Source organism: Ruegeria sp. BF6 (assembly GCF_056538665.1).
In genome coordinates this window covers 1,073,512-1,093,464 of sequence record NZ_JBQFTN010000001.1, presented here as the reverse complement: position 1 = coordinate 1,093,464, position 19,953 = coordinate 1,073,512, and the positions used below count along the sequence as shown (strand labels likewise).

Sequence of the window (19,953 nt, the reverse complement as noted above, 5' to 3'; positions counted from 1 at the left end):
ATCACTTGATCCGCAGGACGCGGTCTAGCGACAGTGGGCCTGCGCCGTTGATCACGATCACCAGCAGTAGGAATGTCCACAGTGTCCGATCGTCCAGCAAGCTCACGGCGTTGGTAAAGTAGCTGCCCAGTTCGGTGCCATGCCCGTTGACGTCCACGATGGTCTGAACCCAGACAAACGTGACCATGCCCAAGGCTGCGAACCGCGACAGCAGACCAATCACGATCAGAGCGGGCAGCAGGAATTCGGCCCATGTTCCTGCGACCGCTATGGCCCAGTGACCAATACCCAGTTGCGAGCTGTCATAACCGACAGCTTCCATTGCCTTGGGGAAGATCTGTACGTAGGCACCGTCCGACGGGGACAGGAAGCCAAAGAAGCCGCTGCCCAATTTGGTTTTCGCCGAATTCCAGTAGTACACCAGCAATGTTGCTGCAAAGACCAGCCGGGCCAGGGTTGGTGTCAACCAGCCGGCGGTCATTTCCAACCGTCCCAGGGTGTTGTTGTGCAATGAGATCAGGGCAGTCATGTTGCCAGCCTTTCGATAGTCACAGAGGTTATTGCGCCGCCCTGCAAAAGCAGCGCCAGAGTGGCCCCAAGGTCAAAATCGGGGAATTTGGCCGCCGTTTCTTCAAACGCGTCGCCAATTGTTTGCCCGGCCTGAAGTCCCGCAATCCAATATGCACCGCCCGTCGGCAGCAGGTGTGGCGCCGGATCATAGTCGGGCCGAGTGATCAGAACGGACTCGGGGCCGGGTTCGGGTTTGGGCGCGGTCTCTTCAGTGTTGAAGTGCCAGATCGAGAAGACCGGCCAGTTCGAGTTCAGAACCTGCATCGACGGGGCAAAACCCAGCCGTGCCCGCATGATATCTTCCGGCGGCACGGCCAACGCATCTTCCGGGGCGGGTGTGCTGTCCGCCGCATGGTATGACCGCCGCAATGCCAGTTCCAAACGCGCCACGTCGGGCAGGTAGCCCAGATGGGAAAGCTGTTCCATTCCGGTCAGGAAGTCCGGAAACGCCTCGCCATAGAACATCATTAGGGGCGAAGAGGGAGGATGCTTGCGCAGAAATATTCCCGACAGACCATCCATGTTCTGCGTTCCCAAAAGCTTGGTGATCACCGGAAAGGCCTGATGCATCGCCTCTGTCAGCGACACAGCCACGTTGTTCCGGTAGACGCTGAACCGGCGTCCGGCGGGTTGAGTGGCGGCGTCCAGCAGCCCTTCGGGTATGGCTGCCGACGGGTCCAGCAGCGCGGTATGGAAGGTTGTTTGCGAAACACTCATGCCGGGATGCGGTCCAATGCCGCCTGCGCGCGGTCTGCCTCGGCCCGCAGAATGGGCCAGTCGGGGACGTCCGTGTCCCATTCGATCAGCACCGGTTTCGGGCCCGAGCGTTCCAGTACGTAATCCAGTAAGGCCCAGACCGGATCGACCACTTCGCGCCCGTGGCTATCGATCAATAACGGGTGGCCGTGGTCGTCTTCATCCTCATCATGCCCGCCAAGGTGAATCTCGCCAACCTTGTCCAGCGGATAGGCTTCGATATAGCCTTGCGGTGAGAAATCCAGATTGGTGGCCGAGACAAAGACGTTGTTCACATCAAGCAATAGACCGCAGCCCGTGCGACGCGCGATCTCGCGCAGAAAGTCCGGTTCGGACCATGTGCTTTCCTCAAACGCCAGATAGCTGGAGGGGTTTTCCAGCAGCATCTGCCGCCCCACGGTTTCCTGAACTTGATCGATATGGTCGCAAACGCGCTCCAGTGTTTCATCAGTATAGGGCAGGGGCAGCAGGTCATTCAGGAAATGGCTGTCATGGGTAGACCAGGCCAAATGCTCGGAAAAACTGGCGGGGTTCAGCCAGCCGACAAGGTGTTTCAGGCGCGCAAGATGGTCAGGGTCCAAGGGTCCTTCGCCACCGATTGACAGGCCGACACCATGGACGGAAATTGGGAACTGCTCTGACAGGTGCCGCAGCTGTGCAATTGGGCGACCGCCATCGCCCATGTAATTTTCGGCATGAATCTCAAGCCAGGCGACGGGGTTTGCGTGATCCAGAATCTGCGCAAAGTGCTGTGGTTTATAGCCAACGCCCGGAGCGGCCGGCAGCCTGTTTGGTCTGGTCGAATTGTCCAACATGTGCGCGCCCTCCAATCACGAAAAAGAGGCGGACGATATGGCCCGCCCCTTCGGTTCTCGAAAGCTTGGGCTTATGCCGGCAGGTCGCGGTCCAGCGGTTCCAGCGAACCCTTGCGGTTGTCCGGCAGTTCGATATCGGCGCAAGTGCCCGCGTCGACCAGAGTCCAGGCGTTGCCCTGATAATCCACTGTTGAGGTGCCCGCGCAGGTGGTGCCGGGGCCAGCTGCGCAGTCGTTCTGACCGGCCAGCGATACGCCATAGCATTTCTCTTTGGCTTGTGCGGTGGCAGTAGTGGCGGCGCCCGAAACGGCGGCTGCGACTGCGCTTGCGATAACCAGTGTTTTTGCGGTGTTCGACATCTCGGTAATCCCTTTTGATGACTGCGTATGTCTGCTTGTGACAATGACAAAGGTAGTGCTTGCGAGGCTGCAGTTGAATTCACGAGCCCGTGTCTCACAACCCCGTCAGGACATGACATGCCCCCTTGAAGGTTAACAAACTGTTTTTGAAATGAAAAATGGTAAATGTTTCAATCCGGCCCCAAATCCGGGGCCGGATTTCCGGCAATTTGATGCCGAATGTTACAGCAAGTCGGGCGGGGTTGCCGCCTGGGAAAGCTCATTTGTTACAACGTCAAGCGGTTGAACCTGCGTCTGTTTTTCGCCCAAACGGCGGACACTGACGGTGCGCTCCTCAACTTCACGGTGGCCAACGGCCAGAATGACCGGCACTTTGCCGACCGAGTGCTCGCGGACCTTGTAGTTGATCTTTTCGTTGCGGATATCCGCCTCGGCGCGCACGCCAGCGGCCTTGAGTGTTTCGACCACTTCCAGCACATAGTCATCGGCCTCTGAGGTGATCGAGGCCACAACGACCTGACGCGGAGCCAGCCAGAAAGGTAATTTACCGGCGTGTTCTTCAATCAGGATGCCGATAAAGCGTTCGAAAGAACCCAGCGTCGCCCGGTGCAGCATGAACGGACGGTGCTTGGCGCCATCTGCGCCGATAAAGCTGGCGTCCAGACGTTCGGGCAGGTTGGGGTCAACTTGCAATGTTCCGCACTGCCACGTTCGACCGATCGCGTCGGTCAGAGTGAATTCCAGCTTGGGCCCGTAGAACGCGCCTTCGCCTTCAAGGACCTCATAGTCATAACCGGCTGCCTTACAGGCATCACCCAGCGCCTTTTCGACCAGATCCCAGCTTTCATCCGATCCGATCCGCTTTTCCGGGCGGGTGGACAGTTTGATCGTCCAGTCGTGGAAGCCCAGATCTGCATAAACCTTGGACAGGAAAGCGATGAACTTGGCGGTCTCGGATTCAATCTGATCCTCGGCGCAGAAGATGTGCCCATCATCCTGCGTAAACCCGCGCACACGCATGATCCCGTGCAACGCCCCCGACGGTTCGTACCGCGCGCAGGATCCGAACTCGGCCATGCGCAAAGGCAGGTCGCGATAGGATTTCAGACCCTGATTGAACACCTGCACGTGGCAGGGGCAATTCATTGGTTTAAGTGCGTTGATCGCCTTTTCGCGGGCGTGTTCCTCGTCGACTTCGACGATGAACATGTTTTCCTGATACTTGTCCCAGTGGCCCGATGCTTCCCACAGCTTGCGGTCAACGACCTGTGGGGTGTTCACCTCGACATAGCCGTCGCGCTCTTGCATCCGCCGCATGTAGTCCTGCAGCGTGGTGTAGATTCGCCAGCCGTTCGGATGCCAGAAGATCTGGCCGGGGGCCTCTTCCTGCATGTGGAAAAGGTTCATCTCGCGACCCAGCTTGCGGTGGTCGCGCTTTGCGGCCTCTTCCAACATATGCAGGTGAGCTTTGAGCTTTTCTTTACCGGTAAAAGCGACGCCATAGATACGCTGCAGCATCGCGCGGTCGCTGTCGCCACGCCAATAGGCGCCAGCGATGGACATCAGTTTGAAAGCGTCGCCAGGCAATTGGCCGGTGTGCTGCAGGTGCGGACCACGGCACAGGTCTTGCCAGTGGCCGTGCCAATACATGCGAAGCGGCTCGTCACCCGGAATGGACTCGATCAACTCGACCTTATAGGGCTCGTTATTGGCCTTGTAGAACTCGATCGCGCGCTGACGGTCCCAAACCTCGGTAGTGACGGGATCACGCTTGTTGATGATCTCTTTCATCTTTTTCTCGATGAGGCCGAGATCTTCGGGCGTGAACGGTTCCTCGCGGTCAAAGTCGTAGTACCAACCGTTCTCGATGACCGGGCCGATGGTGACCTTGGTGGCTGGCCAAATCTCCTGAACGGCACGGGCCATGACATGGGCCAGATCGTGTCGGATCAGCTCATTAGCCTGTGCTTCATCCTTCATGGTGTGGATGGCGATATCGGCATCGGCTTCGATGGGCCACTGCAGGTCCCAGTGTTTGCCGTTCACAGTGGCCGAGATAGCCTTTTTCGCCAGCGATGTCGAGATATCGGCAGCCACCTGCGCTGGCGTGACGCCTGCGTCAAAGGAACGTGCATTGCCATCGGGAAAAGTCAGAGAGACGGATTTTGAATCCAGGGCCATATCGGCTCTCCTCGTCGGTTCGGCGCCCACTGAACGCCCGGTTGCGGGTTATATGTGTTGGGCTGATTTGGCAGGTGCAGCATAACCTGTCAAGAGCGGAAGGGGCGGGTACTAACGCAGCGGGACATCTGAATTCGGGAATTGCGACCACTGGGCTGCCGTGCATGATGTCACTCAAAGAGGAAGAGGGATTTATGGCAGCGACGGATTTTCTGGAAACACCGCAGGGGCGGCGATTGGCCTATCACAAGAGCGAAGGCACTGGTCCGACCATCGTTTTCCTGGGTGGTCTCAAGTCGGATATGGAAGGCACCAAGGCCGTACATCTTGAGGCTTGGGCGCAGGCACGGGGACAAGCATTCTTGCGCTTCGATTATTCCGGTCACGGCGAAAGCTCAGGGACGTTTGAAGAAGGTAGTATCGGTGACTGGCATCAGGACACGGTGGCGGCCGTTTCCGAACTGACCGAGGGACCGCTGATTCCAGTCGGATCCTCAATGGGCGGGTGGCAGGCGCTGTTACTGGCCAAGGCGATGCCCGCGAGGATTGCGGGAATGGTGACTGTTGCAGCCGCGCCGGACTTTACCGAAGACGGCTATTGGGCGTCGTTCAGTGACGCGCAAAAGGCGGCTCTGGATACCGTCGGTCATGTGGAGCTGCCCTCGGACTATATGGAGCCCTACATCATCACCAAGCGGTTGATCGAGGACGGTCGGCAGCAACTGGTTTTGCGGGACGCGCTGGAGCTGCCATTCCCGGTCCGGTTCCTACAAGGCACGGCAGATACAGCAGTAACCACCGAAACGGCCATGCGTTTGCTGAACCACGCCAGCGGGGAAGACATGCGCCTGTTGCTGGTCAAGGATGCCGACCATCGCTTTTCAGACGGCCCTTGTCTTGGGTTGATCGAAAACGCGGTGCTTGAAGTGATGAGGAGTACCTGATGCAGCGTTTGGGATGGATAATTGGCCGTCTGCTGCTGGGGCTGATTGTCCTCGGCGGGTTGATCTACTGGTTCGGACCGCGCGAGGAAGTTGATCTGCACCCGCGCTTTGATCCGCGCAAATTCGGGGAGGGGGTTCAGGTTTATTTCGAAAGCACCGAGTCCGGTTTTGACGACATCGTTCCGGGTGTTGAAAAACGGGTGGTCTGGCAGGACGGTTTCAAAGAACAACGTACGCCGATCTCGGTCCTTTATGTGCACGGCTTTTCGGCTTCGTCCGAGGAAATTCGGCCCGTGCCTGACTTGGTGGCCGATGCTCTGGGGGCCAATCTGGTTTACACCCGGTTGCAGGGTCACGGACGGGATGGTGCTGCGATGGCCGGGGCAACGGCGTCAGGTTGGATGCAGGACATGGCCGAAGGGCTGGCCGCGGCGCGGGCCGTTGGGGACAAGGTTGTGGTCATGTCCACCTCGACCGGTGGCACGCTGGCTGCAGCCGCCGCCTTGGATTCGGAGCTCAGCCAGGACGTTGCAGCGATGATTTTTGTTTCGCCAAATTTCGGAGTGAACACGCCCGGCGCGTGGCTTCCCGGTTTGCCATGGGCGCGTGACTGGTTGCCGTTAGTGATGGGAGAGGAACGTGATGTCTCCAGCCCGGACCCCGAGAAGAACACCTATTGGACGTCGGTTTACCCATGGGAGGCCGTAGTGCCGATGACCGTGCTGGTTGAAACCGTCTATGCGCTGGACTTTTCCGGCGCACAGGTGCCAGCGTTGTTCTGGTTCTCGGATGACGATCAGGTGGTGCGACCGGATCGGACGCACAAGGTGGCTGAAAGCTGGGGCGGATCCTCGACGGTCAATATTGTGACGATGGGGCCGGGGGACGATCCCGCGTCGCATGTGATTGCCGGCCGATTGATGTCACCGGGACAGACAGACGCCACTGTGACGGGCATTCTGGACTGGCTCAAAGGGATAGGTGTGGAGTAGCGATGCGCAAGCCGGGCAGCATGTGGAGCCTTGAAACGCTTGGCCGCGTGCGCCTGTCCCGGCATTTCTTCATGCGGGATTTCCTGTATTCCGAGATCGGGAATTTCCATGAAAAACAGAACCTTCCCGACAATCCTGATCTGGCCATCGAAACCGGCCGCGCGTTTTGCCAAACCCTGCTGGACCCGCTTGAGGAAACCTTTGGGCGCGTTGCGGTCCGGTCGGGGTATCGCTCGCCCTCGCTGAACCGGTTCGGGAATGAGAACCGTCTGAACTGCGCCCGGAACGACAACCCTCTGGAATGCCATATATGGGACCGGGGGGAGGGCGACGCTCGGATTGCAGGCGCCTCGATCGTTATTCCATGGTTTGCCGATCAGTTTGAGGCCGGGCGGGATTGGCGGGATCTGGCGTGGTGGATGCACGACCATTTGGACTACTCTGAAATCTGGTTGTTCCCCAAGCTCTGCGCGTTCAATCTGGTTTGGAGGCCCAACCCTCTCCGCCGCATAGACAGCTATATCGTCCCGCGCGGCTGTTTGCTGCGCCCGGGAGCCGAGCCGGATGAGGATCTGCGGACGCGTCGTCAGAGATACGCGGATTTTCCAACGTTCCGGGGCATAAATTACCCCTGAAGTTTAACTTGCCCGAAGCAACAAAACGTCTCATCCTGTTAGCAATGAGTACAGGCCGAAAAGGTCGAATAATACGAGGCCCCGCGTGATCGAGCCGCTGGTTTTATTACCCGAAATGATGTGCGACGCACGGATTTTTGAACATCAGGTCAATTGTCTGTCGCGCCAGCGCGCTGTGATGGTCGCACCGGTTTCACTGGGGGAACGAATAGAAGAGATCGCCTCGACTCTGCTGGATCAGTTGCCGCATCGTTTTGCGTTGGGCGGGCTGGGGATGGGTGGTGTGGTGGCGCTTGAGCTTATTCGCCGCGCGCCGGACCGGGTGTCGCGCCTGTGCCTGATCGCGGTGGATGCTCAGGCCGATACACCTCAACTGGCAGCCGCGCGCGAGGAACTTCTCGTCGGGGCTAAGGCGGGGCGGCTCGAGGACGTGATGCGGCGGATCATTGGGTCAGACACGCTGGCCCCTGGGCCAATGCGCATTCCCATTCTGAACGGGCTGATTGAAATGGCGCTGGATATGGGGCCTGCGGTGTTCGAGCGTCAGATCCGTGCCTTACAGCGGCGCCCGGATCAGCAGGGCGAACTGCGACGCATCACGGTGCCGACACTGGTACTTTGCGGCGCGCATGACACGCTGACACCGCAGCGAAAACACGCATTCATGGCGGACCTGATCCCCGACGCTGAGCTGAAAGTCATCGAGGGGGCTGGGCATCTGCCGACGCTGGAAGCGCCCCATGTTGTGAATGACTCTATGGCCCAATGGTTGAGAGCGCCCGCGCGGGCGGCCTATGTGTAATACTTCGCGCGCTCAGCCTTGCTGAGGATCGTTGGGGTTGCCACGGGTTCACCCTTGTCGATGTTGAAGAACGGTGTGTTTCTCCAACTGCCCGACACCCAGGATTTCGTCAGGCGTGTCAGTAGTCCAACCACCGCATAGCGCATTTTTTCTTGTGACTGCTTGCCGTCCGGCTGCGGAACAAAGCCACGAGTGGTGATCGGGCCAAGCGCGCCGGGATCGGCGATGCGTTTGACGATGAATCCGGCGAAGGGAACCTTGGCAGTTCGCGACGTCGTCGCAATAGGGGCATTGCAGCAATCCGCGTACCATCGCAGCATCCCCTTGGGGCTGAGCTGCATTAGCGCAAGATATTCTGCGCCATTGTCGATGCGGATTTCTTCGGGGCTCATTTGCAGAATATCGACGGGGCCGGGGGCCGGATCGGGTTGCCCGAAATACAGCTGAGCTGCACGGCAGTCATGGCAGTAGCACACAACATGGGTGCCGGTTCGAACACCGGCAGCCGTGATATGCCCACTCAGGGTGCCGCAAGTACAGGAGAAGGGCGTCGTCTCTGCCGCTCTCCTGCGCATGGGGGTCAGGCGACCTTATTGCTGTTGGCGGCGCGGCGCGAAGACTTGCGGGAATTCGTATTCATGAAGTCGATCACCAGCGGTCGGATATTGTCGCGCCAGCTGCGCCCGGCAAAGATGCCATAGTGACCGGCACTGGGTTCAACATGGCTGGCCTTTTTCGAATCCGGCAAACCGGTGCACAAGCCCAGTGCCGCGATGCACTGGCCCGGGGCCGAGATGTCATCATTTGCGCCTTCGACCGTTTTGACTGCAACATCGGTAATCTTGCCGATATCGACCTTGTGGCCGGCAACCACAAATTCATTCTTCGCGATCTCACGGTTCTTGAAGATACGCTCCACCGTAGACAGGTAAAACTCGGCGGTCATATCCATGACGGCCAAATATTCGTCGTAGAACCTGTTATGGGCATCGTGATCCGAGGCCTCGTTGCGCATCACGCGCTGTATCTGGTCCGAGAACGCCTTAGAGTGGCGATCCGCGTTCATCGACATGAACGACGCCAGTTGCAACAGGCCGGGATAGACCATGCGGCCAACACCCTTGTATTTGAAGCCAACGCGCTGGATCATGGTTTCTTCCAACTGGCCCATGGTGACGCGGCGGCCAAAGTCGGTCACGTCTGTGGGGGTAGCGTCAGGATCGACCGGGCCACCGATCAGGGTCAGGGTGCTGGGCTGCGCCTTGGGCTCGAGCTCGGCCAGATAGGCGGTCGCGGCCAATGTCAGCGGAACCGGCTGGCAGACGGCCACAACATGGGTGTCCGGGCCAAGTTCTTTCATAAAATCGACAAGGTATAGAGTGTAATCCTCAACATCGAACTTGCCTTCGGACACAGGGATGTCGCGCGCGTTATGCCAGTCGGTTATGTAAACCTCGCAGTTGACCAGCAGGCTTTTCACAGTCGACCGCAGCAGCGTTGCATAATGGCCCGACATCGGCGCAACCAGCAGAACCTTGCGGGGCTGTTCTTCGCGACCGTTCACCCGGAAATGGACAAGATCACCAAAGGGGCGTTCAACGACAGTGGTGACGTCGACCAGGTGATCCTTGCCGTCTTCGCAGGTGAATGTGCGAATGCCCCAATCGGGTTTTACGACCATGCGTTGGAATGTCCGCTCGGTCACCTCACCCCAGGCAGCCATCATGCTAAATGCGGGGTTGGGCACCATGGAGAACATAGGATAAGATGCAATGGCGCTGGCAGTTGCGCCCATCCACTGGTTGGTGTTGCGCATCGTTTCCATCAAGTCGTATGTCATCATGTAGCGCATGAAAAAGGGGCCTCCTGCGTGTCAGCCTATTATGTTCGGACCATTCGCCGCTTTGCCCCCCGAGACACACGACGTTATTCTGCATAGCAGCAAGGTTAGGGGGGAATTGTTAAAATGACAACAAGTGAAGACCAGATGCCAGAAGTGACCGAAGAAAACATTGAACGCCTTAAAGAAAACATGGAGAAGGTCGAAGAACTCTCCAAACGGTTGATCGACGTCATGGCGGTGAAAACGCCGCATACCCCTGCCTTGGATGGCCCGAATCAGGATCTTTTTGCAAAGGCAGCATCGGCCTATTGGACCGAAGCATGGCAAAATCCCGCCAAACTACTGGAGCAGCAGATAGAATACTGGGGGAAATCGGTACTGAATTTTGCCGAAGCGCAACAGGCGTTGACCAAGGGCGAGGTCGAAGACGAGGAACCCAAACCCGATGACAAACGGTTTTCCAACCCCCTTTGGGAAACCAATCCCTATTTCCGCCTGATCCGCCAGCAATACCAAACCAATTCCGAAGCCATCGCCCAGGCTGTCGCCTCGGTCGAGGATATGGATGCAAAAGACAGGCAGCGCCTGCGGTATTTCTCACAGCAGATTGTCGACATGATGGCACCCACGAATTTTCTGGCAACGAACCCGGACGCGCTGCAAAAGGCCGTCGAAACAGAGGGCCACTCGTTGATCAAGGGGCTTGAGAACCTCGTCTCGGACCTTGAGGCCAACGATGGCGAACTGGTGGTGAAGCTGGCGGACGAAAGTGCATTCGAAGTCGGTGGCAACCTGGCGACGACCCCTGGAGACGTGGTGTTCCGCAACCGCATGATGGAACTGATTCAGTACAAGCCTGCGACCGAAACGGTCCATGAAACGCCGATCGTCCTGTTCCCGCCCTGGATCAACAAATTCTACATTCTCGACCTGAAAGCGCAGAACAGCCTGATCAAATGGGTGACCGAGCAAGGCTATACCCTGTTCGTCGTAAGTTGGGTCAACCCGGATGAAAGCTATGCGGACACCGGGATGGAGGACTATATTCAGGACGGGTTCCTGACCGCGATCGAAGAGGCCAAGAAGATCTGCAAGGTCAAGCAGGTCAATGCGATCGGATATTGCATCGCTGGCACCACGCTAAGCCTGACGCTGGCTCTGCTGAAAAAGCGCGGTGACAAATCGGTCAAGTCGGCCACATTGTTTACCGCGCTGACGGATTTCTCCGAACAAGGTGAATTCACGCCCTTCCTTCAGAACGACTTTATCGACGGAATCGAGGAAGAGGTGAACAAAGTGGGTGTGCTGCGGTCGTGGATCATGGCGCGCACCATGTCCTTCCTGCGCTCGCGCGACCTGGTCTATGGCCCGGCTATCCGCAGTTATATGCTGGGTGAGGTGCCTCCGGCCTTTGATCTGCTGTTCTGGAATGGCGACGGTGCCAACCTTCCTGCCAGGATGACGGTTGAGTATCTGCGCGGCCTTTGCCAGCGCAACGAATTCGCCACTGACGGGATTGAGCTGTTCGGGCACAAGTTGAAACTCAGCGACGTGGATGTGCCGCTGATGGCAATCACCTGCGAGACGGACCATATTGCGGCGTGGAAAGACTGTTATCGCGGTGTCCAGAAGATGGGGTCGCGGAACAAGACTTTCGTAGTTTCGGAATCCGGCCATATCGCGGGCATTATCAATCCGCCCAGCAAGAAAAAATATGGTCACTACACAAATCCGGAATTGAAGTCGGATGCCGACACCTGGCTGAAAGAGGCTGATTTCCACGAAGGCTCGTGGTGGCCCCTGTGGGAAGCGTGGCTGAAGAAACGCTCGGGCAAGCAGGTGCCCGCCCGCGATACCGGTGATTCGGACCATCCTCGTTTGGCCCCGGCACCCGGCACCTATGTTATAGCTAATCCAAACGGCTGATTTCATTTTGAAACTTAAGAAATTCTGCGGCGCAGCAAGAAAAAACTTGAAATGCTGCGTCGCAGCATTCATATTGTCCTCAAGCTGATGAAAGCCGGGGTGGGCCCGGTTCGGCAAGAAGGATTAATACAATGGCAAAGACTCAAGACTTTACCGCGACCATGAAAGAAATGATGGGCGCGTTCCCCGTTGACACGACTGCTCTGGAAGGTGCTTTCAAGTCGACCGCTTCGCTGAACGAAAAGCTGTCGGGCGTTGCTCTGGAAGCTGCTGAAAAGTCAGCTGAAATCTCGAACAAATGGACCAAGGACACCCTGGCCAAACTGACCGAGATGTCGAAAGCAAAGGCCGAGCCGGCTGACTACGCAAAAGCCGCAACCGATTTCGCCAGCGCTTCGGCTGAAGTTGCTGCTGAAAACATGGCTGCTTTCGCTGAAATCGCGAAAAAACTGCAGACCGAAACCGTCGAGCTGCTGATGGCTGCAGGCAAAGAAGCTGCTGAAGACGCAACCGCTGCCGTCAAGAAAGCAACCAACGACGTGACAGCTGCTGCCAAGAAAGCTGCAACTGCTAAATAAGCAAGGCCGCGAGGCGCACCCGTTCCTCCCATCTGGTGCAATCGCGTTGGGCAGGTCTTTTGACCTGCCCTTTCTTTTTGTTCTGCACTCGCATAATCTCTGCTGCAACGCATCATCCTTGGGGAGGGCAAACGGTGTCACAACAAGAAAAGCCACTGTTGATCAAACGCTATGCAAGCCGTCGGCTGTATAACACCGAGACCAGCGACTATGTCACGCTGGAAGATATCGCGGCCTTTATCCGCGACGGGCGCGAGGTGCAGATCATCGATCTGAAAACCGGGGACGATCTGACCCGGCAATACCTGCTACAGATCATTGCCGAACATGAAAGCCGGGGCGAGAATGTGCTGCCGGTGAATGTGCTGAACGATCTGGTGCGCAGCTACATGATCCCGGGCGGTGGGATGATGCCGCAATTCTTGCAAAGCTCGTTCGAGATGCTGCGCGAGAGCCAAAGCAAGATGATGGAAAACATGAACGCCATGAACCCGATGTCGCAGATGCCGGGGTTCGAGGCGATGCAAGCGCAGCAACAGGCATTTCTGAAGGCGATGACCGGTGGTTTGTCGGGCAACTGGTCCGGGCCGGACAAGGATGGCGAAGACAAACCAGAGTCAAAAGAAGATCTGGACGACATCAAGAAGCAGCTCGCCGAGCTGCAGAAGAAACTCTCCAAGTTGAACTGACCGCGCCAAGGATGCGCTGGCTGGTTCTGAGTATCGCGTTACTTTGGATGCAGCCCGCGCTGTCGCAGGGTGTCTATTCGGAAAGCTGGTCTCCGGTCTGCAGGTTGGGTACCCAGTCCGGGGCAGGGTGTGACGCTATTCGCAGCCGCGAGAGTCTGGATGCGGATCAAGCCCCGTGGCGCGCCATCGGGCGGATCAACTTTGCCATCCGGGATCAGAGGTCCCATTGCACCGGTGTTCTGGTGTCGGATCGGCTGGTTCTGACTGCTGCTCATTGCCTGTATAACACCCCACGACAGCGGTGGATTCCGCCCTCGAGCATCCGGTTCGCCGCCGGATATCAGCGCGGATCAGCCGCCGCGGTGTCCGAAATAGCAGGGTATCGGTTACATCCCGAGCAGGGCATTGACGGGGCGTTCGACGATCGTGCTGATCTGGATTGGGCGGTTCTGGAACTCAGCGAGCCGATAGGTCAGCAGGTCGGGTTTTTGCCGCTTGCGAAAGCTGAGAATAATTCGGCCTTTGTCTCAGGGTATCCTGGGGTGCGGCCACATATACTCAGTCGAACCGAAGCCTGCCCGCCGCGCCGATATCAGGGCGGCGTTATGTCGGCGATCTGCCCTGTGATGATGGGGGATTCCGGTGCGCCGCTTTTGGTGGAAACGGCTACCGGTCTGCAGGTGGCCGCAATCCTGTCCCGAGTTGCCGCAACCCCCGACGGTGTCACAGCGTTTTTCCTATCGACCGAACTGTTCGATCTCGGCTCGCAATAGCCGTCAGGTGCCGTAGACCGGGACCGGACCAGTCACTTCACCCACCGAGGCCAGCAGGATATCGGCGATCACGTCCAGTTCTGCGCGTGTCAGACGAACCGGCAGACGCACATCGCAGGCCTTCATCAGCATGTCGCGTGTCTGCGGCAACTCGAAGGTCTCGGGCAGGAATTGCCAGTTCCAGAAGGCGCGGGCGTTGTCCTCGCTCAGCCCGAAGACCTGAACCTTTACACCGCGTGTTTCAGAGGCCGCGGCAAAGGCGCGGATTTCCGCCTCATCCATTCCAATCAGATTGAACTGGATCGAGTCCGGCGCGCGGCGCTCTGGCGCCAGCGGGGCAGGAACGTCGATGTAATCCGACGTGTTCAGGCGATCAGCCACATAGTCGTGGTTCGCCAACCCGTCCCGCACGCGGCGTGCCAGTTCCGGGATTTGTGGCCGGATCACAGCGGCACTCAGGTTGCTCATGCGCAGGTTATACAGCGGCAGTTGGTTCTGCCAGCGGGCGAAAGCCTGTTCCAGCTCGGGCGAGTTGTCACCGTGCGGGCCTTTGTGTTTCTTCCAGTTATGCTCATAAGCGCCTGACATGATCACAGCGCGGGCCACCAGATCGGCGTCGTCAGTGATCAGGATGCCACCTTCGCCGGCGTTAATCATCTTGTAGGACTGGAACGAGAAGCAGCCGACCTTACCAATGGTGCCAATATTCTGCCCGTGCCAGGTAGTGCCCAGCGAATGGGCCGCGTCCTCGATCACCGGGATGTCGCGCTCGTTGCACAGGGCCATGATCGCGTCCATGTCGGATGTATGGCCGCGCATGTGACTGATGATCACCGCCTGCACGCCGTCCAGCTTGGCGGCGAAATCCTCCATGTCGATCCGATAGTTCTCACCCACTTCACACAGAACAGGAACGCAATCCGCATGCACGATTGACGACGGCACGGCGGCAAAGGTGAAGCCGGGGATCAGAACCCGCGCGTCCCGCGGCAAGCCTAGTGCTTTCAACGACAGGAACAAAGCAGCCGAGCAGGAAGAAACCGCCAGCGCGTATTTCGAGCCCAGCAGTGCGGCGAATTCCGCTTCAAGCAGCGCGACCGGAGCATCCTGCGGCGCGGTATAGCGGAACAGGTCGCCCGACTGCATCAGGGCGTCGATGGCTTCGCGGGCTGCTGCGGGGATGGGTTCGGCGTCATGAACGTTTGGAGGAAGCGTCATATTTGGTTTTCCCGAATTCTATATTTGGGAAAGATAAAGCTAATTATCGGGCAATAAAACCCCTCAATCGCCTTATGGGCGAAATTTCACCAATCTGTCGCAATTTCTTAAGGTCAGACCCCGAGGCGATCCCGCAAGGCGAACCACGTCATTGCCAGCACCAGCAGGGGACTGCGCAGGGCGGGGCCGCCGGGGAAAGGCAGGGCGGGCACGCGGGCCATGGTGTCGAACCCTTCGGCCTGCCCCTGAATGGCCAGCGCCATCAGTTGCCCGGCATGGGTCGCGGTGCCGACCCCATGGCCGGAATAACCCGAAGCGGACAGGATGTTCGGTGCAACCCGCGCCAAATAGGGCATCCGCCGCATGGTAATGGCCAAAGTTCCGCCCCAGGCGTAGTCGATCTTGATGTCGCGCAGATGCGGGAAAATCTCGGTCATCGGTTTGCGAACCTTGGCCGCGATGTCAGTGGGGAAGCGGTAGCCATAGCTCTCGCCGCCGCCGAACAGCAGACGGTTGTCAGCGCTTAGGCGGAAGTAGTTTACCACGAACTTGGTATCGGCGACCGCAACATCGCGGGTCAGAACGCGGGCGGCGTCTGCGCCCAGAGGCTCGGTCGCCGCAATGAAGTTGTTGATCGGCATGACGCGCGTCGCCACTTTGCCGTTCAGATCGCCAAGATAGCCGTTACAGGCCAGAATGACGTGGTCGGCGGTCACTTTGCCCTGCGCGGAATGCAAGATGGCCTGAGTGCCTTCCTCAATGCCTGTGACCTCGGTGCATTCGTGGATGCGTACACCGGCTTTCACGGCGGCTTGAGCCAGCCCCAGTGTGAAATTCAACGGGTGCAAATGCGCGGCCCCCATGTCCAGATAGCCGCCGCGATAAGCTGGCGAGGGGCACAGAGCGTGGCCTGCGCCTTCGTCCAGCAACTCCATCTGGTCATAGCCGTACCGGTCAGACAGATGCGCCGCATGGTCATGTAGTTCTTGTTGCTCGCCACTGCTCAGGCCCAGAACCGCCACGCCGGGTTTCAGGTCACAATCGATCTGATGCTTGGCGATCAGTGACTTGACCAGATCCTTGGCATCCTCGGCCAGTTCCCAGAGCTTCGCTGCGTCGTCGTTTCCGACCAGTCGCTCAAGGTCTTCCTGATCCATCCGTTGTGCGCTGCCCAACTGACCGCCATTGCGGCCCGACGCGCCGAACCCCACCCGATGCGCTTCAAGCAGCACAACATCGAACCCGGCTTCGGCCAGATGCAGCGCGGCGGAGAGGCCGGTATAGCCTCCGCCCACAATGCAGACATCTGCTTTCACTTCCCCCGTCAGCACGGGATACTGGTCGATCGGATTGGCCGTCGCGGCATACCAACTGGCCGGATACTCGGCTTTGCGGTCATTGGAATAAAGCAGGTTCATCGTGCGCCTCAGACGTTCATCAGCAGATGCTCACGCTCCCATGGAGAGATGACCTGCAGGAATTCCTCATACTCGGCGCGTTTGACTATGCCGTAGACGCGGGCGAATTCGGGGCCGAGAACTTCGTGCAGCGCGGTGGCCTCGTCGAACAGGTCCAGCGCATTGCCCATGACCTGCGGGATATCTCCGTCGCCTTCATAAGCGTCGCCATAGAACTGACGGCGCGGGCGTTCCTGCTGAGTCAGGCCCAAATAGCCACAGGCCAGCGACAGTGCGATGCCCAGATAGGGGTTGCAGTCCATTCCGGCGATGCGGTTTTCGACACGGCGTGCTTCGGGGCCGGACAGCGGCACGCGGATGCCGGTGGTACGGTTATCGCGCGCCCATTCCAGATTGATCGGCGCGGCGTGGTCCTTCACATAGCGCCGGTACGAGTTCACATAAGGTGCCATCACCGCCAGACCCGCGGGCAGGTGGTTCTGTAGCCCGGCAATGAAGTGATAAAAGGCGTCTGTCTCTCCGCCTTGTGGCCCCGAGAAGATGTTTTGCCCGGTTTCCATTTCAATGATCGAATGATGGATGTGCATTGCCGAACCCGGTTCATCCTCGATCGGTTTTGCCATGAAGGTGGCAAAGCAGTTGTGGCGCAGGGCGGCTTCGCGGATCAGGCGTTTGAAATAGAATACCTCATCGGCCAGCTTGACCGGGTTGCCATGGCGCAGGTTGATCTCCAACTGGCCCGCACCGCCTTCCTGAGTGATGCCGTCGATTTCGAAACCCTGATGTTCGGCGAAGTCATAAATGTCGTCGATCACGGGGCCAAATTCGTCCACTGCGGTCATCGAATAGGCCTGACGTGCCGCCGCCGGACGGCCCGAGCGGCCCATCATCGGCTTGATGCCTTGCGCCGGGTCGACATTGGGCGCGACCAGAAAGAACTCCATCTCAGGCGCGACAACCGGCTTCCAGCCCTTGTCGTGATACAGCTGTACAACGCGTTTCAACACGTTGCGCGGGCTGAAAGGGATCGGGTTGTCGTCCCGGTCATAGGCGTCGTGGATCACCTGCAGCGTCCAGTCGCCGGTCCACGGCGCGGCGGAGGCGGTCGTAAAGTCGGGTTTCAGGATCATGTCCCGCTCGATGAACCCGTCCTCGCCCGCAGCCTCACCCCAGTCGCCAGTGATAGTCTGGTAAAAGATGCTGTCGGGCAGGTGGAAATAGGCCTGTTTCGCAAATTTTGACGCAGGCACCGCCTTGCCGCGCGCGATGCCGGGCAGGTCCGAGATAATACACTCGACCTCGTCCAGTCTCTGACCTTCAATGTAGGTCCGGGCTGCCTGTGGCAGCTGATCTTTCCAGTCGGCCATCAGGCCCTCTCTTTCTTCAGAAACTTTGCCATATGTTGCCCGATCTTGGGGTTGTCATCCTTGGCGGGCAGACGGTTGGTCGCGGCCTGCATCAGGTCATCGGGTACTACGCCCTTGCCGCGTGTGTCCATCAGGCCCTTGATAAAGCCGTCACCGTATTCCGGGTGCGCCTGAACGGTCCAGATCGTGTCACCATAGGCCACCATGGCATTTCGGCAGAAGGCGTTCGAACCGGTCACCTCGGCACCTTGGGGTAATTCGACGACCTGATCCTGATGCCAAGCGTTCAGGGACACGGTCTGCCCTTCATAGTCATAATCCGTCCGCCCGACGGCCCAGCCGCCCGAGAACTTTTCGACTTTGCCGCCAAGTGCCTGCGCGATGATCTGATGGCCGAAGCAAACGCCGATAAGGGGCTGCCCGCCTTTCTGGATTTCGCGAATTAGCTTTTCAAGCCGAGGAATCCACGCGTGGTCCTCGTAGGCTCCGTGACGCGAGCCGGTGATGATCCAGCCATCTGCCTGATCCGCGCTTTTGGGGAACTGGTTATCCACGACCGCAAAGGTCTCGAACTCAAAGCCGTTGCCGTCCAGAAGCGTGCGAAACATCGCGTCATAGGCGCCGAACTGGTTACGCAATTCGTCAGGCGGGTGGCCGGTCACTAGGATGCCGATTTTCATGGGTCACCAAATTTGATCAAATTTATTCTAGCCCACCGAATTAAGGCGGGCAAGGGGGTCAAACCGCTTCGAGATAGCTGAGCCAGTGCTCATCCGGCGGGCGCTCATCAAAGCGACGGATTTCCTGCCTTTTGGTCATAGCGAAAAAGCGGATCAAGTCGGTGTGAAAGATGCGCGCGACCAACGGGTCACTTTCAAAGGCGGCGATCGCCGAGGCCCAGTCACCAGCCAGTTGCGGCAGGCCGTCGATTTCATAAGCGTTGCCTGATATCGGGGTGGGCGGTTCGGTCTCGCCCTCAATCCCGTTCATCGCGGCACCCAGGACGGCGGCCAGCATCAGGTAGGGGTTGATATCACCGCCCGCAACGCGGTGCTCGATCCGCCGCGCGGCGGGAGCACCGCCGGGGATGCGGATCGCGGCAGTACGGTTTTCATAAGCCCAACTTGCTCCGGTCGGGGCGTGCGCGCCGGGAACAAGGCGGGTGTAAGAGTTTCCGTGCGGTGCGAAGATTAACGTACATCCTGGCATTGCAGCCAGACATCCGGCAACCGCCCAACGCAGCAGATCGGTGCCCTCGGGGCCGCCATTGTCGAACACGTTTTGCCCTTGATCATCCACGACCGAGAAATGCACATGCATTCCGTTGCCCGCATCGTCTGCGTAAGGCTTGGACATGAACGTGGCGGTGAACCCGTGCTTACGGGCGAGGCCGCGCGTCAAGGTCTTGAAAAGCCACGTATCATCCGCGCAGCGCAGGGCGTCCTGATGATTCAGGTTGATCTCGAACTGGCCGATGCCGCTTTCCGAGATCGCCGTCTGCGCGGGAATGCCCATCGCGGCGCAGCCGTCGTAAAGTTCGGTGAAAAAGGCGTCGAACGCATCCATCTCGGCCATCGACAGGACCGATTCATCCACCAGCCTGCGCCCGGTCACCGGGTTGATCGGAGGCTGTGGCTGCGCGCCTGACGCATCCAGCAGGGTGAATTCCAGCTCGGTTGCTGCGATGACGGACCAGCCGCGCTGGGCGTAGCGCTGCAATACCGTGGCAAGAGCGTGCCGGGGGTCACCTGCAAACGGCGCGCCCTTGTCATCGTACAGACACATCGGTACCAGCGCGGTATCCGCCGCCAACCACGGCATCGGTACCGGGCCACGATCCGTCGGCAGCAACATTCCATCAGCATCGCCGGATTCGAAAACCAGAGGACTGCCGTCGATGTCTGCGCCCCACAGGTCCACGTTCAGCGCGGAAAACGGCATCCGCACCGTCCCTTTGCTGAGCTTGTCGGCGTAAGAGGGCGGCACGCGCTTGCCGCGCATCTGACCGTTGAGGTCACTGGTGGCGACGCGAAAACTGTGCAGGGCGCTCAGGTCCATTGGGGTCTCCATCACTCGGGATGTCCGAG

The 19,953-nt window shown here is 58.7% G+C and carries 20 protein-coding genes; 8 read left to right on the top strand and 12 right to left on the bottom strand.

Going from position 1 to position 19,953, the window contains the following annotated elements:
- Position 1: 1 nt before the first annotated feature.
- The 5 genes from ACR0IM_RS05460 to thrS form a co-directional block, all read right to left on the bottom strand.
- Positions 2-529 carry a DoxX family protein gene (locus tag ACR0IM_RS05460; protein ID WP_480595562.1) on the bottom strand — a complete coding sequence of 176 codons (528 nt, stop codon included), beginning with the start codon at positions 527-529 and terminating at the stop codon, positions 2-4.
- Entirely contained in the window at positions 526-1,287 is a 762-nt protein-coding gene (locus tag ACR0IM_RS05455; protein ID WP_480640764.1) for an HvfC/BufC family peptide modification chaperone, read from the bottom strand. Before ACR0IM_RS05455 ends, ACR0IM_RS05460 begins: the two co-directional genes overlap by 4 nt.
- Positions 1,284-2,141, bottom strand: a complete 858-nt coding sequence (bufB, locus tag ACR0IM_RS05450; RefSeq protein ID WP_480640763.1) for an MNIO family bufferin maturase — start codon at positions 2,139-2,141, stop codon at positions 1,284-1,286. The genes ACR0IM_RS05455 and bufB overlap by 4 nt, the downstream gene beginning before the upstream one ends.
- 71 nt (positions 2,142-2,212) lie before the next feature.
- The gene (locus ACR0IM_RS05445) at positions 2,213-2,500 is read right to left on the bottom strand and encodes a BufA1 family periplasmic bufferin-type metallophore (RefSeq protein ID WP_170325388.1); all 288 of its coding nucleotides are present in this window, start codon (positions 2,498-2,500) and stop codon (positions 2,213-2,215) included.
- A 222-nt stretch (positions 2,501-2,722) separates the two neighbouring features.
- On the bottom strand, positions 2,723-4,681 hold the full coding sequence (gene thrS / locus ACR0IM_RS05440) for a threonine--tRNA ligase (RefSeq protein WP_480681086.1): 1,959 nt from the start codon (positions 4,679-4,681) through the stop codon (positions 2,723-2,725).
- 194 nt (positions 4,682-4,875) lie between these two features.
- On the opposite strand from thrS, the gene ACR0IM_RS05435 reads away from it, so the two are divergent.
- The 4 genes from ACR0IM_RS05435 to ACR0IM_RS05420 all read left to right on the top strand — a co-directional run bounded on the left by ACR0IM_RS05435 (position 4,876) and on the right by ACR0IM_RS05420 (position 8,054).
- The gene (locus tag ACR0IM_RS05435) at positions 4,876-5,625 is read left to right on the top strand and encodes an alpha/beta fold hydrolase (protein ID WP_480681085.1); all 750 of its coding nucleotides are present in this window, start codon (positions 4,876-4,878) and stop codon (positions 5,623-5,625) included.
- A complete protein-coding gene (locus ACR0IM_RS05430) occupies positions 5,625-6,617 on the top strand; it encodes an alpha/beta hydrolase (RefSeq protein WP_480681084.1) in 993 nt (330 codons plus the stop codon). Before ACR0IM_RS05435 ends, ACR0IM_RS05430 begins: the two co-directional genes overlap by 1 nt.
- 20 nt (positions 6,618-6,637) lie before the next feature.
- Positions 6,638-7,252: a hypothetical protein gene (locus tag ACR0IM_RS05425; protein WP_480681443.1), complete on the top strand. Its 615-nt coding sequence runs from the start codon at positions 6,638-6,640 to the stop codon at positions 7,250-7,252.
- Positions 7,253-7,337: 85 nt separating this feature from the next.
- Positions 7,338-8,054, top strand: coding sequence for an alpha/beta fold hydrolase (locus tag ACR0IM_RS05420; protein ID WP_480681083.1), 717 nt, complete (start codon positions 7,338-7,340; stop codon positions 8,052-8,054).
- On the opposite strand, the gene ACR0IM_RS05415 is transcribed toward ACR0IM_RS05420, so the two are convergent.
- Complete coding sequence (locus ACR0IM_RS05415) at positions 8,045-8,629, bottom strand: DUF6151 family protein (protein ID WP_480681082.1); 585 nt, start codon at positions 8,627-8,629, stop codon at positions 8,045-8,047. The two genes, ACR0IM_RS05420 and ACR0IM_RS05415, sit on opposite strands and share 10 nt — an antisense overlap.
- Before the next feature lie 5 nt (positions 8,630-8,634).
- Entirely contained in the window at positions 8,635-9,906 is a 1,272-nt protein-coding gene (phaZ, locus tag ACR0IM_RS05410; RefSeq protein WP_480681081.1) for a polyhydroxyalkanoate depolymerase, read from the bottom strand.
- Positions 9,907-10,020: 114 nt separating this feature from the next.
- Here phaZ and ACR0IM_RS05405 point away from each other — a divergent pair, with 114 nt between their 5' ends.
- From ACR0IM_RS05405 to ACR0IM_RS05390, 4 genes are all read left to right on the top strand, one after another.
- Positions 10,021-11,823 (top strand): PHA/PHB synthase family protein, encoded by a 1,803-nt coding sequence (locus ACR0IM_RS05405; protein ID WP_480681079.1) that lies wholly within the window; start codon positions 10,021-10,023, stop codon positions 11,821-11,823.
- 131 nt (positions 11,824-11,954) lie between these two features.
- The gene (locus ACR0IM_RS05400; RefSeq protein WP_480595552.1) at positions 11,955-12,401 is read left to right on the top strand and encodes a phasin family protein; all 447 of its coding nucleotides are present in this window, start codon (positions 11,955-11,957) and stop codon (positions 12,399-12,401) included.
- Between the two features lie 134 nt (positions 12,402-12,535).
- Complete coding sequence (phaR, locus tag ACR0IM_RS05395; RefSeq protein ID WP_480681077.1) at positions 12,536-13,090, top strand: polyhydroxyalkanoate synthesis repressor PhaR; 555 nt, start codon at positions 12,536-12,538, stop codon at positions 13,088-13,090.
- 11 nt (positions 13,091-13,101) lie between these two features.
- A complete protein-coding gene (locus ACR0IM_RS05390; RefSeq protein ID WP_480681076.1) occupies positions 13,102-13,863 on the top strand; it encodes a trypsin-like serine peptidase in 762 nt (253 codons plus the stop codon).
- Between the two features lie 3 nt (positions 13,864-13,866).
- Here the strand turns inward: ACR0IM_RS05390 and ACR0IM_RS05385 are convergent, their stop codons facing one another.
- The 5 genes from ACR0IM_RS05385 to ACR0IM_RS05365 all read right to left on the bottom strand — a co-directional run bounded on the left by ACR0IM_RS05385 (position 13,867) and on the right by ACR0IM_RS05365 (position 19,924).
- On the bottom strand, positions 13,867-15,081 hold the full coding sequence (locus ACR0IM_RS05385) for a DegT/DnrJ/EryC1/StrS family aminotransferase (RefSeq protein ID WP_480640758.1): 1,215 nt from the start codon (positions 15,079-15,081) through the stop codon (positions 13,867-13,869).
- Positions 15,082-15,194: 113 nt separating this feature from the next.
- Entirely contained in the window at positions 15,195-16,499 is a 1,305-nt protein-coding gene (locus ACR0IM_RS05380; RefSeq protein WP_480681075.1) for an NAD(P)/FAD-dependent oxidoreductase, read from the bottom strand.
- An 8-nt stretch (positions 16,500-16,507) separates the two neighbouring features.
- Positions 16,508-17,866: a glutamine synthetase family protein gene (locus tag ACR0IM_RS05375; RefSeq protein WP_480640756.1), complete on the bottom strand. Its 1,359-nt coding sequence runs from the start codon at positions 17,864-17,866 to the stop codon at positions 16,508-16,510.
- Positions 17,866-18,546 carry a type 1 glutamine amidotransferase gene (locus ACR0IM_RS05370; RefSeq protein ID WP_480595546.1) on the bottom strand — a complete coding sequence of 227 codons (681 nt, stop codon included), beginning with the start codon at positions 18,544-18,546 and terminating at the stop codon, positions 17,866-17,868. Before ACR0IM_RS05370 ends, ACR0IM_RS05375 begins: the two co-directional genes overlap by 1 nt.
- A 58-nt stretch (positions 18,547-18,604) precedes the next feature.
- On the bottom strand, positions 18,605-19,924 hold the full coding sequence (locus ACR0IM_RS05365) for a glutamine synthetase family protein (protein ID WP_480681073.1): 1,320 nt from the start codon (positions 19,922-19,924) through the stop codon (positions 18,605-18,607).
- Between the last annotated feature and the right edge of the window lie 29 nt (positions 19,925-19,953).